This is a genomic window from Streptomyces sp. NPDC059718 (assembly GCF_042733315.1).
In the GTDB taxonomy this organism is placed as follows: Bacteria; Actinomycetota; Actinomycetes; order Streptomycetales; family Streptomycetaceae; genus Actinacidiphila.
In genome coordinates, this window is the sequence record NZ_JBHWGA010000057.1 from 13,420 (window position 1) to 27,557 (window position 14,138).

General features: G+C 69.4%; 13 protein-coding genes and 1 pseudogene. 5 read left to right on the top strand and 9 right to left on the bottom strand.

Features of this window, described 5'->3' with window-relative positions; all coding sequences use genetic code 11:
* Positions 1–184 precede the first annotated feature (184 nt).
* From ACFV3E_RS39775 to ACFV3E_RS39785, 3 genes are all read right to left on the bottom strand, one after another.
* On the bottom strand, positions 185–334 hold the full coding sequence (locus tag ACFV3E_RS39775; RefSeq protein ID WP_500540367.1) for a hypothetical protein: 150 nt from the start codon (positions 332–334) through the stop codon (positions 185–187).
* A 41-nt stretch (positions 335–375) separates the two neighbouring features.
* Positions 376–2,730 carry an endonuclease/exonuclease/phosphatase family protein gene (locus tag ACFV3E_RS39780; RefSeq protein WP_500540368.1) on the bottom strand — a complete coding sequence of 785 codons (2,355 nt, stop codon included), beginning with the start codon at positions 2,728–2,730 and terminating at the stop codon, positions 376–378.
* Positions 2,731–3,117: 387 nt separating this feature from the next.
* Positions 3,118–3,696 carry a restriction endonuclease gene (locus ACFV3E_RS39785; RefSeq protein WP_500540370.1) on the bottom strand — a complete coding sequence of 193 codons (579 nt, stop codon included), beginning with the start codon at positions 3,694–3,696 and terminating at the stop codon, positions 3,118–3,120.
* 523 nt (positions 3,697–4,219) lie between these two features.
* Here ACFV3E_RS39785 and ACFV3E_RS39790 point away from each other — a divergent pair.
* Together ACFV3E_RS39790 and ACFV3E_RS39795 are read left to right on the top strand one after the other, a co-directional pair.
* A complete protein-coding gene (locus ACFV3E_RS39790; protein ID WP_500540372.1) occupies positions 4,220–4,903 on the top strand; it encodes a hypothetical protein in 684 nt (227 codons plus the stop codon).
* A 233-nt stretch (positions 4,904–5,136) separates the two neighbouring features.
* Positions 5,137–5,679 carry a hypothetical protein gene (locus ACFV3E_RS39795; RefSeq protein ID WP_500540374.1) on the top strand — a complete coding sequence of 181 codons (543 nt, stop codon included), beginning with the start codon at positions 5,137–5,139 and terminating at the stop codon, positions 5,677–5,679.
* Positions 5,680–6,334: 655 nt separating this feature from the next.
* Here the strand turns inward: ACFV3E_RS39795 and ACFV3E_RS39800 are convergent.
* Entirely contained in the window at positions 6,335–7,018 is a 684-nt protein-coding gene (locus ACFV3E_RS39800) for a hypothetical protein (protein WP_500540376.1), read from the bottom strand.
* Positions 7,019–7,153: 135 nt separating this feature from the next.
* Between ACFV3E_RS39800 and ACFV3E_RS39805 the strand changes: the two genes are divergently transcribed.
* Genes ACFV3E_RS39805 through ACFV3E_RS39815 form a run of 3 tightly spaced genes read left to right on the top strand, consistent with a single transcriptional unit; the run spans position 7,154 to position 10,202 of the window.
* A complete protein-coding gene (locus ACFV3E_RS39805; protein ID WP_500540378.1) occupies positions 7,154–7,516 on the top strand; it encodes a response regulator in 363 nt (120 codons plus the stop codon).
* Entirely contained in the window at positions 7,513–9,567 is a 2,055-nt protein-coding gene (locus tag ACFV3E_RS39810; RefSeq protein WP_500540380.1) for a sensor histidine kinase, read from the top strand. Before ACFV3E_RS39805 ends, ACFV3E_RS39810 begins: the two co-directional genes overlap by 4 nt.
* Positions 9,555–10,202 (top strand): response regulator transcription factor, encoded by a 648-nt coding sequence (locus ACFV3E_RS39815; protein WP_500540382.1) that lies wholly within the window; start codon positions 9,555–9,557, stop codon positions 10,200–10,202. The genes ACFV3E_RS39810 and ACFV3E_RS39815 overlap by 13 nt, the downstream gene beginning before the upstream one ends.
* A gap of 168 nt (positions 10,203–10,370) precedes the next feature.
* Here the strand turns inward: ACFV3E_RS39815 and ACFV3E_RS39820 are convergent, their stop codons facing one another.
* From ACFV3E_RS39820 to ACFV3E_RS39840, 5 genes and pseudogenes are all read right to left on the bottom strand, one after another.
* The gene (locus tag ACFV3E_RS39820; protein WP_500540384.1) at positions 10,371–10,565 is read right to left on the bottom strand and encodes a hypothetical protein; all 195 of its coding nucleotides are present in this window, start codon (positions 10,563–10,565) and stop codon (positions 10,371–10,373) included.
* A 332-nt stretch (positions 10,566–10,897) separates the two neighbouring features.
* A pseudogene (locus ACFV3E_RS39825) lies at positions 10,898–11,186 on the bottom strand (arsenic resistance protein); the annotation flags it as partial.
* A 220-nt stretch (positions 11,187–11,406) separates the two neighbouring features.
* Positions 11,407–12,531 carry an SMI1/KNR4 family protein gene (locus ACFV3E_RS39830; protein WP_500540386.1) on the bottom strand — a complete coding sequence of 375 codons (1,125 nt, stop codon included), beginning with the start codon at positions 12,529–12,531 and terminating at the stop codon, positions 11,407–11,409.
* Positions 12,532–13,033: 502 nt separating this feature from the next.
* Positions 13,034–13,438, bottom strand: a complete 405-nt coding sequence (locus ACFV3E_RS39835; protein WP_500540388.1) for a hypothetical protein — start codon at positions 13,436–13,438, stop codon at positions 13,034–13,036.
* Between the two features lie 60 nt (positions 13,439–13,498).
* A complete protein-coding gene (locus tag ACFV3E_RS39840) occupies positions 13,499–14,026 on the bottom strand; it encodes a hypothetical protein (RefSeq protein WP_500540390.1) in 528 nt (175 codons plus the stop codon).
* Between the last annotated feature and the right edge of the window lie 112 nt (positions 14,027–14,138).

Below are 14,138 nucleotides of genomic sequence, written 5' to 3' on the forward strand. Positions count from 1 at the left end.
CTGCGCGACTACACGAAGCCGTGCTCCTCGGCGCCATCCGCCTCAGAGCCGCCTGCGGCGAGCGCAGCGGCAGCCGACCGTGTCAACCTCGTCGCGGGATGACACGCTGAGTCCACCGGCGCAAGCGCCGACTGCTTCCACTGCTCCCGCGGACGGCCGAACCACACGTCGACACGTCTGAACTTCATACCCATGGCTCCACCCCCGGCGCGCACCGCAGCGTGCCACGGACGATGTCGCCCAGGGTGGCCATGATGGCGGTGGTGTTGCGGGCGCGGATCGGGCGGGGGTCCTCACCGAAGACGACGTCGCGGATCCCGTGGACGGAGTTCACGATGGTCCAGTGGTCGTGGGCCCAGGTGGCGAGCTCGGCGGTCAGGAGCTGCCCAGCCCGAGGAGGTCGTCGAGCAGGCCGTCGCCCGATGACCGGGAAGGCGACGACGATGGAGGCTGCGACGGCGGCGAGTCCGGGGCGCCCGGTGCCCGGCCCGGTTCGTGGCTCGCCGCGGTGTCGTGTGGCCGCGGCCTCTCCCCCGTCGTCGCCGAGGCCCGCCCCTCGGCCGAGGCCGAGCCCGACGGCGGCAGCGGGACCGTGCCCTGGACGTCCAGGCTCTTGGGCGTGCGCTCCTGGTACTTCTTCAAGGCCGCGGTCAAGTCGTCACCCAGTGCCGGGACGCCGGGGATCCAGCCCGTGTCGATGATGGAGAGGCCCGCGGAGACCGGTTGCGGGTCGGCCCGGTCGACGTCGTAACCGGCTCCGCGACGGGTGTCGTACAGCGGCGCGGCTGGCGGGATCGTGCCCCGGGACAGCGGCCAGACGACGGCGCGGAAGCGGCCGGGCCGGACGTAGGCGAGGAAGCCGTAACCATCCTTGCCGTCCACCCGTCCGCTGCCCTTGAGCGCGGCTTTGCCGTTCGGGGTGATGACGAGCCAGTCCAGGGCCGTCGATGTCAGGCGGGGACCGCCCGGGAGGCTGAAGGAAATCATCCCTTGGGGCGAACTGGAGTCGGTGGTCAGGTATTTGGCCAGGGCGGCGAAGGATGCGGTTCCCGAGTCCGCGCCGCCGGCCGGCATGCCGCGCGGTGAGGCGAGGGTTCCTGCCGAGGCCAGGAGGCCCCCGGTCGGGTCGTAGACAATGAGCATGACCTTCGCGGTGTCGCGGCCGCCGTCGTCGTCGGCGACGCTGACCGACGTGTCGTACATGCCGGGGTCGGAGAAGGCATGGCTGCGGTTGCAGGAGTGAGCCGCGGCGCCGAAGTCGTCCGCCTCGCCGCCGCCGTCCCAGCCGACGTGGCAGGTGTGGGTGTCGTTGCTCCCGGGATCGGTGAACGTCGCCCGGATCGCCGTCTGCCGGCCCGCGCGGGAGACCGACCACGGTGCGGGACGGGTCAGGTGCAGGGTGGGGGCGACGTTGCTCAGGCGTACGGTCGCACTGTCGCCGACCGGCGGGTTGACGCCGTCGGAAGCGGTCAGCGTCACCGTGAACGTGCCGTCGTCGGTGCAGGTGAAGGAGGACCGCGCCGCGTTCCGGGAGCCGAAGCGGCAGGTCGTTCCCGAGTCCACATCCGTGCCGGGGCTGTAGGACCACCGCACGGTCGGCGCCCCATGGTCGTCCGTGGCCGAGCCCCGCAGTGTCGCCGCGGATCCCTCGTCACCGCGCGCATCGGGACCGGCGTCCACGGTGGGCGGCGCGTCGATGGGGTGGGAGTCGCCGGAAGGGCTGGTCGGTACGGTCTGGGCGTCCAGGTCGAGATCGGCGTGCACCAGGTCGTGATCGGAGTACGTGGGGTGGACGCCGATGCCCGGCGGCTGGATGCCCTTCAGCAGGATGTAGTCGAACTTCTTGCGCGGCGGCCCCGCGTCCGCGGTGGCCTTGCAGTCGGACTGGGGGCCGATCTCCGGTGGGAACGGGCCGCACGCCGGGTCGGCGTCGTGGAAGTCAGCGGCGCCCATCATGCTCATCTCGGGCGACGAGGGTACGGCGTTGAAGTCGCCCAGCACGATGGCGCGGGAGTACCGGCCGGCGTCCGCCAGCAACTGCGAGAGCTGCTGATTCCGTGCGGCGCCCTGCCCCGCCTGCGCCAGATGGGTGGCGAAGACCCGTACGGAGCGGCCGTCGACCGTCGTGGTCACGCCGACGTACCCGCGAGGCTCCGTGCTGGGCGGGTTGGTCGGGCGGTACACGTGCGGCTGCGCCTGGGTGATCGGCGCTGCGGACAGCAGCGCGCTGCCGAACGAGCTTCCGCCGCCCTGGCCGGGGCCCGCACAGCGTCGGGCGATGCTGTACACGCTGTTGTGCTGCACGTAGTACTTGAGCCCGTACTTGAAGGAGAGGACGTCCGCCACAGCCTGTGTCTGCCGTACGCAGACTTCTTCGAGGGCGATCACCTGCGGCTTGTACCGGGCGATCTCGGCCGCGATCCGAGCGGGCTTGTCCTGTACCTGCAGGTTCCCGCAGTGGAGGATCGGATTGCAAACGTTGAACTGGGCGACCCGGTTGGGCCACTGCTTGTCGGCCTGCGCGGCGGCCTTCGCCCGCGTGGCGGATCCGGCCCGTGCGGGAGCCTCGGCCTGCGCTGACCGAGCCTGACCTCCGGCCTGGCCCCCGAGCTGATCGGTACGTGTGTCCGGCGCGGCACCGGCCTGGGGCGACAACGTCGCCATGATCGCTGCGAGGACCGCCAGGACGGCGGTCAGCCGCCCAGCTTGACGATCGATTTCCCTCCGCATGGACTCGTTCCCCCGAATGTCTCGTCAAGTACGTCCTGTCACCTGAATCTCACGCGGGGAATACACACCTGAGGGAGTGTCCATGTCAACAGTGGCATGGAAATGGGCACACCATCGCCATGTACGTACACAAGGCAACCATCCAACCGCCACGGCCCCGGAGTGTTCCCGGGAGGTCCGGTGAAAGAGCAGCTACGCACGCACGGTGTACGTCTCAAAGGCCCTGGCGCCGTAGGTCGGCGCGGGGCCGCTCCATGAGGACTGAACTGGTCGCAAGCAGGGACTGACACCCCAAACTGGCGATCAAACTGTCACCGGCAGCCAAGCAGGCCCAGTCTCCCTTGACCCGCCAGCGCATTGTTACCGCCCGCGTCTGCGCCGGCACGGTCACAGCTCTGAATGAAGCTTGCGGTTGGTACCGGATCGGTTGATGTCCAGGCTGAGAAACGACGTCAAAGGGGTGCCACTGTTCCAGAAGCCCAATAGGTCGATGTCGATGAGCGTCAACTGCTGCTTGGCTGCGAACTTTCGCGCTGGCTGGGTGTACTTGCAGGAAGCGACGAAGACCGGGACGTCCGCCTCGTGCTCGGCTCGGGCAGTGCCGTTGAACGTCTGGATATCCCGGCTGCCAACCGAACGGCGCCGGGCGTAGCGCTTGCACTGGATCACGAGTTTCCTGCCATCGGGCAGGTAGCCGATGACGTCGGCGCCCAGGTCGCCGGCGCCGCCTACACGGCGGACACTGGTGCAGCCGTCCCGGCGGCACAGCATGGCCACGTACTCCTCGAATTCCTGGTCGTTCATCCGCCAGACCGCATCCAGCGTTTGAACGGCTTGCAGTCGTGCCTGTTCGGCCAGCCGGATCCGTTCGGCGGCAGCCTCGCGGCGGCCCGCCCGCACCAGCCCGGCCACCACCACAGCTCCAGCCACAGCAGCCAACGCCACCGCCACCCAGATCACAACCATGACCCGCCCCCTCCCCCAGCGGCGCCGGTTGGCTCCGCGCCCTCACGCTCCTGTCCCCATCCGCCTCCCGGTCTATCCCGGGGAAGAGCAGGGCTTGCGCCGTCATCAGAGGAACGTCAGGGATGCGGCCCTGTGTGTGACCGGCCAATCTCCTGGATGCTCGCGTGTTTCAGTGCCTGCTTTCGTCGGGTGCGACGCCCGTCCAGATCCGGGCTTCGGGAATTGCCTCAGACCGTCACCGGACCGTTCCTCTTCAGGGATGCCCGCAACCCCAACTGGGGCAATCTACCGCTGACTTCATGCCCCCGTCCGCAGCGCCGGAGGGGCCTCGAAAGGCGGCGAGAGACTGCAGGTCCAAGGGCCCTACTCACTCTACTCGATGGCTTCGTTACCACTCTACGAGGGCAGAACAAGTCTGCCGTGGGAAGCTCGATAGGGGCTGTTCACACACGACAACAACGCACGTTGACTCGCGGGTAGGTAGTATCCGGCAGCAACACCCGATACTCGAGGAGCGGCTGTCGTGTCCAACAACAAGACCATTCAGGGCCGGTATGCGACGCGTCTCGCAGAGGACCTGGACAACAACGCCAACGAGCAGGAAAAGGTTCGCGTGCAGTTGGCGGAACTCCAGAACCGGCTGGCTCAGCTCGAACAGGAGCGGGCATGGCTGACCCAACTGCAGGGAACCGTGGCCGGTGCGCAAAGCGCGGCTGCGCCGGAGCAACCGGCAGGTGAAGCGTCTGCCGGCGATGAAGCCGACGAGCCGAAGGTGATGCCTTCGGCTCAGCCGGTGCCCCGTCCGCGCGGGCGGAAGAAGCCGGCGGGTGACCCGCCGGCCGGCAAAGCCAAGAAGAAGACGGCGGCCCCCAAGGCGGGCACGAAGCCCAAGGCAGCCACCTCGCGGTCGAGCACGGAGCCGACACTGCGCAGCCTTGTCGTGGACATACTGACCGCGAGCAGTGAACCCCGCATGGTCAGCGAGTTCGTCGATGCCCTGGCGAAGCAGCACCCCGATCGTGCCATGCCGAGTGCTCCCGTGGTGCGCAACACCCTGGAGTCGCTGGTAGCCAAGGGCCTCGCCGAGCGTGCCCGCCGGCAGGGCAGCGTCTTCTACACCCCCCTCACCCCTTCGGCCGCCGACGCCGGCGATGTGGCGGAGACCGCAGCGCCCGACACCGCAGAACCGGTCCCGGCAACAGCCTGACCTCAAGCACCTGTGGCAGGAGGCAGCGTGCCTCCTGCCACAAGCGTGGGGGCTGCCTGCACTCGTCTCTTTCGCTTCTTCTCAGCTCCCCTTGTTTGCCCGATAGTTGTGCCCCTGGATTCCGCCGTTCGCGGGGTGTGTTGGCGGGATGAGTCGCCCCCAGTGGCATGGAAGTTGGTTGGGTCTGCGGGACGTCATGAGCAGCGCACGGCCCGGGCAGGATGGGAGTCGCTGTGCAGTGGACGGACAAAGCAGAAGCCTTCGCCGCGGTCATAGGCAGCGCGGTGGCGCTTGTCGGTCTGGTCAGTGTGGTGGTGCAGCTACGGCATCTGACAGAGGGCTTGCGCTCCTCCGCTCGTCAGGCAACGTACGGCATCGGGGTCCAGATCAAGTTGACGCTGATCGAGTACCCGCACCTGCGGCCGTTCTTCTTTGACGATGCGCCGGTCCCGGCCAACCATCCGGACGCGAGCAGGATCGCCTCGCTTGCCGAGCTCTACTGCATCTACTTCCAGGAGATCTTGGAACAGTCTCACAACGTGAGTCCTCGGAACCGTGCGGCCTGGCACTCTCTCGTGCGTTCCATGTACGAGTCGAGTCCCCCCATACGCCTGCAATTCGAGCGGCGACTGTCCTGGTACGCAACCGAGCTCCGCGAGGTGGTGGAGCGTCTTCAGCAAGAGCAGGGGCAAGGCGTATCCGTCCCTGGTGGGTCGCAGCCTTCGGATGACTTCGCTGGTCCCCCGGGTCACACTGCCGGTCAGCAGGCCCCATGAAGGATCACTGTGTGGCAGGCGGTGGCCGGCGTTGGGAGATCGGCCTGCGGCAGCAGTGCAGGCCGGATCCCGCGGACGCTGTGCTTACGCAAGCTTGAAGGGGCGGTCCACAGTCGGCTGTCGCAGTAACAGCAGGCAGAGTGGGCCGCGCGAGGGGCCGGCATGACACCAGGTCCCCCGCGATCACTCGCGGGGACCTGGCCCTGCACGGAAGGGTTATCCGAATGGCATCCACGCACCGGCCATGCGGCCATCGGCGAGGTTACCCACGCCGACACGGCCAGGACTGCCGGGGGGGTGCCCGCGAAGGCCGGGCTGGCGGAGCATTGTCGGGAAGCCCGGATCCGGCATGGCCTGAGCCTCCGGCTCACGCCTACGTCCCGGAGACTCGTGGGGTGTCAGCGTGAGAAGCGACGACCTGCAGCCTGCAGCGCACCAGGCCACCTGCCCGGTCCGTGAGCATCCTGCCGCTGCCCCTCGCCTCCGGCCCGTGCTGCCAATCCGTGCCCTCGGCGTTCAGCGTCGCCGATCGTCAGGGTGCATGTGACGGGGGCGGCCACGCACGGCTTCGCCCGGTGCCGTGGCAACCGCCGCAGGCCGGCCTTTCCGCCGTCGAAGTGACGGTGGGAAGGCCGGCCGTGCCCCTCCATGACCGTTACGCCGCGTCCGGGACCGTGGCGGTGGCGCGTCGGGCCAGGAGTAGTTGCACTCCTACCGCGCCGGCCCAGAGCGCGATGCCGATGGCCGTGGGGAAGAGCCCGTCGAGCTGGTCGGAGATGAGGATGCTTCCGGCGGCGAGTGCGTAGCCCACACCACCGACGACGCCGGGAATCGCGACCACCACGTTGCCGACGGCTCGCGTGAGCGCTCCGGCCAGCGCGAGTGCCGCGACGCCAAGGCCGAACACGGGCATGGCGATGGTGTCGACCACCACCAGCGTGTCGGTGACCGGTGCGTCGCCGCCCACGGCGAGGCGGTCGGCCTCGCCCGCGGCAAGCAGGTGCAGCAGCAAGGCGACCGACGCCAGCACCGAACCCACGGCCGCAACCACGGCCGTACGCCGCGCCCACGGCGCGTCCTGCGGCCGACCGTGTCGTACGAGCGCGACCAGCCCGGCCGCGATGAGCGCGGTGCCCGCCAGCAGCAACGCCTGCGACGGGTACCAGGCCCCGTCCTCGAACATGACCCGCAAACGCTCCTTGGCGCCGCCGCCGGGCGCGTCGGCCTTGGGGTGTATGCCGCCGCCAATGAGGAAGGCGGCACCGCCGGCCAGCAGCAGCCACCCGGCGATCGTCGCCTTGACCCGGGGCGCGCGCACCGGAGTTGACGTAGTCGACATGGGACATCCTTTCGGACTGGGGAACCACTACCAGAACCGTAGGAATCCGGGCGCACAGGTGCATCGAGGCGTGCCCTCAAAACGAATAGGGTCAGCCCTCAGGCGGGAGCGGCGCCGTTGTGCGAGCATGCATGCGTGCGCGGGAACGCCGTCATCGTTGACGACCACGCCGAGTTCAGGGCGCTGGCCGCCGCACTCATGTCGGCGGCCGGGCTCGAGGTGGCGGCGTTGTGCCCGGACGGGCGGTCCGCGCTGGAAGCCGTCGCCGCGGTTCGTCCGGAGGTGGTTCTTCTGGACATTCAACTGCCGGACGTCAGTGGATTCGACCTGATACCGCAGATCACGACCTTGAGTGAAGGCGTCACCATCGTGCTGGTCTCCACGCGTGACGTGACTGACTATGGTCGGCGGCGCGTTGCGGACTGCGGTGCGGCCGCGTTCGTCTCGAAGGCCGACCTGTCGGTGGCGACTTTGGCCGCGGTACTCGGCGGGCCATGACCGAGCATCGCCGCCCCCGCATCGCCCCGTTGGGCCTCGGTCTGATCTCCGGTGCTCTCGTCGCCGGCGGCTTCGCCTGTGGCGTCTTCCTGCCCAATCTCCACAACGGGCTGATCGCGGCGACGTTCACGGCTGTCGGGGTGTTCGTACTCGACCGGCGGCCGGGACATCGTGAGGGGTGGCTGTTTCTCGCGACCGGGGTGGCGCACGCGGTCATGTTCTTCGGACGACAGTACGCGGCGGGGTCACCCGGCGTGGCGAACCCGGGCGCCGTGTGGCTGGGCTGGTTGGGTACTTGGCCGCTCGCACTGGTGCTGGCGCTGTTCTGCGTGACCCTGCTGTGCTTCCCGGACGGCAGTCTGCCCTCGCCGCGTTGGCGGGTCGTGGTGGTGGCGATCGCGCCTGCCGCCGTGGTGCTCTCGTTGAGCTCGGCGGTGTGGCCGGTCGAGTACGCGGACAACGGTCTTGCCGTCGCGCATCCGTTTCACCTCGCCGGCCACGAGACAGTCCAACGGCTGTGGAATGTGCTCGGGCCTGCGGCCTATCTGCTGTTCCAGCTTGTGTGGGTGATCGGCGCCGTCGTCCGCCTCCGCCACGCGCGCGGGGACGAGGCCCGGCAGTTGCGCTGGTTCGCGTACGCCGTGGTCATGGGCGCGCTGGCCATGGGCGTCGGGCTTGTCGCGTTCCGTACCCCTGCATTGGGGTTGCTGGCAGTGCCGCTGGTGGCCGTCGCAGCGGCCGTGGCGATAGTGAAGTACCGGCTGTACGACATCGACCTGCTGATCAACAAGACCGTGGTGTACGGCGCCATGGCCGCCCTTATCACCATGGTGTATGTGGCCGTGGTGGCCGGCATCGGTCGGCTCATCGGCATTGCCGACGCCAACGGCCCGTGGTTGCCTCTTGCGGCCACGGCAGTCGTCGCGGTGGTTTTCGAGCGGGTGCGGCGGCAGGTGCAGACGGGCGCGGACCGACTCGTGTACGGGCGGCGGCCCACGCCGTACGAGTCGCTGGCCCGACTGTCGACCCAGGTCAGCCGCGGCGGCCAGGACGCCGACCTGTTCACCGGTCTCGCCTCGACCATCGCCGACGGCGTCCGTGCCGCCGAGGTCACCTTGTGGGTGGGCGACGAGGCGGAACTCGTGGCGGTGGCCAACTGGCCTCCGGCAGCCGCCCCTGGTCTGCCCGCCGTCACCGCGCCGACCTCGCTCGTGGCATTGGCCGACGGCGGACGCACGCACGTGCGGCCCATCGATTGCCGAGGGGCCGTGCGCGGCGCAGTGACGTTGGCCAAGGCGCGTGGCGAAGTGCTGACCGTGGCCGAGGACCGGTTGCTGCAAGACCTGGTGGCACAGGCCGAGCTTGTACTGGACAACATAGGACTGGGCGAGGAACTGCGGCGCAGGCTGCATCAGATCTCGGTGCAGGCTGCCGAGCTGCAAGCGGCGGCCAAGCGCATCGTCAAGGCGCAGGACGAGGCACGCCGGCGCTTGGAAAACGATCTCCACGACGGGGCCCAGCAGCGCCTGGTCGTTCTCGCGCTCACCCTCCGGGCCGTCGCCGCGCAGGCGGCACACGACACGGTCCTGGCCGGCGCCATCGAGGACGCCCGCCGCGAGCTGACCCTCGCGCTCGCCGAACTGCGTGAACTCGCACGCGGCATCCATCCGGCGGTCCTCACCCGAGAAGGGCTCGGCGCGGCACTGGACGCCCTCGCCGATCGCTCACCGATCCCGGTCACGATCGACATACCGCTGGGCAGGCGGCTGCCGGGCGAGGTGGAGGCGACCGCCTACTTCGTCGTCAGCGAAGCCCTGACCAACGCCACCAAGCACTCGGGCGCCACGGCCGTCGTCGTCACGGCCCGGATCACCGGCGATCGGCTGTACGTGGAGGTGGCCGACGACGGCCGGGGCGGTGCGGACGGGCGGTGGGGCAATGGGCTCCAAGGCCTTCGAGACCGGCTGGCAACCCTCAACGGCCTGCTGACCGTGCAGAGCCCCGAAGGCAGCGGCACCCGGCTCCGAGCGGAGATCCCATGCGTGTGGTAGTCGCCGACGACGTCGTGCTCTTCCGCGAGGGCGTGGCCCGCATCCTGGCCGAGGCGGGCTTCGAGGTCACCGGCACGGCAGGCGACTCCGCCGAGCTGATGGCGCTGGTACGACACCAACCGCCGGCCGTCGCCGTCATCGACATCCGGATGCCACCGGGCCACAGCGACGAGGGCATGCAAGCTGCGATGCAACTCCGGCGCACGCACCCCGAGGTCGGGTTCCTGCTTCTGTCCCAGCACGTCGAAACCTCGTACGCCATGCGGCTGATGACCGAGTTCGAGTGCGGCGTCGGGTATCTGCTCAAAGACCGCGTCGCGGACCTGCGGACGTTCGCCAACGATGTGCGCCGGGTCGCGAACGGCGACTGCGTACTCGACCCCGAACTCGTCGCCCGCCTGCTCGGCCGCAAGCGCGTGCGCGATCCGCTGGCGGCGCTCACCGAACGCGAGCATCGGGTCCTGGAACTCATGGCCCGGGGCCGCTCCAACCTCGCCCTGTCCGCGGAGCTGCACCTGAGCCCCAAGACCATCGAGGCACACGTCCGGAGCATCTTCACCAAACTCAACCTGCCGCAGGACACCGCCGACCACCGCCGCGTGCTCGCTGTCCTCGCCTACCTCCGGGCCCACTGACCGCCCCGGCGGGACGCTCGCCCGGGCCTCGCCGCGACCCGACCGGGCAGGCCCATCCGCCCGGCGCGGACCGCGCCGGCGTTGGCCCGAGACGCCCCTCCGTGCCCCAGACGCCTATCCCGTCAGCGAGCGGCGCTCGCGGCGCCGGGTGCCATCGGGCCCGGGTTCCTAGTCGCCGTCGCCGCCCGTCCGGCTCATGCTCCGGCGTCGGCTCCTGTCCGATTGGCGAAGCAACTCGCCCGCGGCAAGCGTCACGGTCGCAACGACGCAGACCCAGCGGGGCCCGCCGCGCTCCGCCCACACCACGCATACGCAGCCGCCGACGACAAGCGCCAGCACGCCGAGCAACACCACAACGAACATGTACTCCCTCTCCAACAAAGGGCCCCGCCGACCCGTCACCTGGCAGACGCACCTCACGAGCCGTCGGTTCCCCTCCAACTCCCCGCCACGGGCCCGTCACCGTTCCAGCAGCCCCAGCAACGGCGGCCCAGACCAAGCGGCAGTAGGTGAGGCATCAGCCGTGCCGGCAGAAGGAGCAGGCGCGCCGGAAAGCGCAGCTTCGAGAGCACCAGCTCGATGCACAGGCGCGGATCCGCCGATGGGTGGGATTCCCCGGGCGGGCGCCAGCCACGGCGGGCGGTGCGCGGGCGACGCTGGTCTCGGCCACGGGGCCGGGCAAGACCATCACCACCGACACCGACCCGTACGGCTTGATCGGCAGGCAGAAAGCTGAACATGGCTGCGACGACCAGCGGCACGACAGCGAAGTTCACCACCAGGGCCGCGGCCAGGAAGCGCTGGTCCCCTAGGGAGCGCGGTAGTTCGGCGGCGGGGACCTGGAGGGAGGTCACGAACAGCAGCGCGCCGAGCACCGGGTTGATGGCATGCTCCAGCCCCGGGGCCGGTGGTGGGGGCCGGCCAGCCCAGCGAGCCACCGGCAGCCATCGCCGCGAGGTGGATGACGACCTGGTGCCGGTCCATCCGCTCGACCAGGCCACCGGACCCCCGCTGCGACACTCCGAATGCTCCCTCGTGCTTCCAACCACACCGGCTGCAGGCGCCAGCCGCTCACTCATCCTCACAGGTCACGCCACCCGACCCGGCACCGGCACCGGCACCGGCACCGGCACCGGCACCGGCAGGGTGGGTTGGGCTGATGGAGTCGGCTACCTACCTCGCACTGGACCGATGCGGCGCTGAATCATTGGTCATCAGCGGCTGGTTCTGCGTCGTGGGGCTCGAATTCGATGTAGTCGAGGGGGTCCTCGTCGCGGCGTCCGAGCGGGGGCAGGCCCTCGGTCGCGAACCGGCCTCGCAGCCACTCCAGCAGGGTCTTGGTGAGGTCGATGTCGAGCGGTGGGCCTTGGTCGGCATGGCGCGGTACAACGATCAATGGCCAGTCGTCCGGCGTGGCACCTTCGGTCAGCCAGCACAGTTGATCGCCGTCAATGGAGTCGGCGAAGGGCAGGAATCCCCCGGGCTCGGGATAGACAGCCAGGGGATGATACTCAGGAAACACGGCTCGCTGCCCCTGGTAGGTCTCCGCGTACCACTCGGCCCACGGTACGAGCGCGTACTGGCCCTCGCCGAAGGGCATGTTGAAGCGCAGCCAGCCGCACCAGGACCCGGCCCCGTACCGCTCCATCAGACGTACGTACTCGCCGGGCAAAGGTGTACCCAGCCGTTCGTACAGCCAGTCCCAGTTGTGCCTACCGAGCGCGGGTATTGTCGGCGGCGGGACGAGTGCGATCAAAGTCTCCAGCCCGCTGCCTGTGGTGAGTGCCGCCCGCTGCCGAGCGGTTGGCTCCGGTCGCCGAGGCGGCGGTGTCCACGCGGCGCGCTCCAGGTCGGTTTGCATGCCACTTCGGGCGGCCACCGGGCGCATGCCGTCGGTCACGAGCCGGGCCAGCGTCGGCACGAGCGGGGTCGCGAAGCGCCGCCAGGGGTCGCGGCCCGCGTTCTCGTCGTCCTGACAGTGCATGACGACCGGCCATTGGTCGGGGTCGTCGGATGCTGTGGTGTCCCAGTAGAGGGTATCGGCGGTCCGGGTGGCGCCGAAGGGAAGGACACCGGGGGCGTCACGTCGAGCCTGCTGGACCCAGGCCCCATAGTCGAACCAACCGCGGTTGACGCATGGCATGTGAAGCCAGAGCCAGGCGCCGATGTCGAGTGGGCCGTACGCGGCGGCGATGGCCTTGTAGTCGGTGGGCAGGCTCGTCCCCAACCAGGACTCGACTGCCGCCCAGTCGACAGGTACGGCGTAGTCGGCCGGCGGATCGCCGAAGATCTCGGCGAAGGCGTTGACGTGCGGGTCTGAAGCATTCACGGGTCTATAGGCCTTTACCGGGAGCGAACGGGTGTTGACCGGGAGGGCGGGGACGCACATGAGCTCCGTCCAACCTGCCGGAAGGTCAGGGTGGTTGGGCTGACCATGTGGTGAAGCGCCTGGTAGACGGGCTTTCGACCAAGAAAACCGTCTCCACCAGAAGCTTCGCATGCTTGTCTACCCATCGGGCGTCGGCGTGTCCAGGTCTGCCCTAGGCTTGCTGTCCACCCGTCTGCTGCAGCACCATCGCGCGATCGGCTCCCACTGGTGGCGTCCGATCCCCCGCTTTGCCCCTGGTCAACAGTTCCGAGGACCTGTCCGCCGGCCACGGGCGGCTTGGCTGGCCGGATGACCGACGCCACCAGCGCCACCGCGCTCCCCCATCCGCTTTCCCCGCCCGGAATGCCTCAGGATCGTGTCAGCATTCGGAGCAGTCGCCTCGCGCCGGCTTGTCCCGGCGGGTTCAGCTGCGCAGCCAGCCGAACAGTCCATTGCCACGGCGTTAGCGTTCCCACTCCGCTTCCGCCTCGGTTCGTTCCCGGTCAAGGCGGTCACGCTCACTGCGGCAGGACGGGCACTGCGCTCCGGGCACCAGGCCGTCGCCCTGCTCGTCGTCGTAATCGTCCAGATGGACGTCGATGCTGCAGGCCGGGCAGGGCCACATTGCTGCCCCGCGGCGGCGTTGTTCTCGCTTCCAGCCAGCCTCCTCGGCGGCGACGCGGGCTTGTTCGGCGGCCTGGCGGGCGGCACGCCGCTGCTCGTCGCGCCGGCGGTAGGCACGTTGGTCGTCGGAATTGGCCAGGGCGGCGGTGAGCGCCTCGTGGACGCTGTGGCCGAAGCGCCACCACACCGGGCGGTGTGGGCCGTCAGCGGCCAACTGGTCCCAGGTGGTGACCAGGACGGGCACCGTGACGTACTCTGCCGCCCGGACAGGATGACCATCACGTGCCGCGGCACCCTCACTCCCTCACGCCGCGCGCGCAGCGGATGCCGCCCCCGTGACCGTCCAGATCGCCATGCCCCACAGGCAGAGCGCGGAGATGAGGCCCACCACGAGGCGAACGGTCTTGTCCGGGCCGTTCGTGAGCCACACGGCCATGCCCGATGCTCCAGCCGCGATCAACAGGGCCGCCGGCACCCGCAGCCGGGGCTGCTCGAACACCGATGCAAGCGGGAGGAAGTGGAGCCCAACGACAATCGCGACCAGCGGGGGAATGAGCACTGGCACCCCGGCGCGAGCGCACACCACGGCGATGGCGACGATCAGCAGCCACTGGAGGCCGTTGATCTGGTTGAACCGCCGACGTCGGTCGGCGGGGAATGGCCCCCCTGCCGACGAGGGGAGAAAACGGCGCGCGGCAAGCATCAGCCCCAACGTGACGGTACAGCCGACCACGACCTCGACCAGTCGCGCCGTGCCGTCGAATGCGCTCGTGGCCAGCAGCCACCAGCCGAGCCCGAACAGCGCGAGGAACCCCACCCCTGACTTGAACATGATCGACACCCTAGGCGGAAGAGCAGCCCGCCGACCGGAGGATTCTCGAGTTGGCGCGCGCCTCGCCACCCCGACACCTCATATCCCGACAATCCCCTGGCTCAGCCGACGC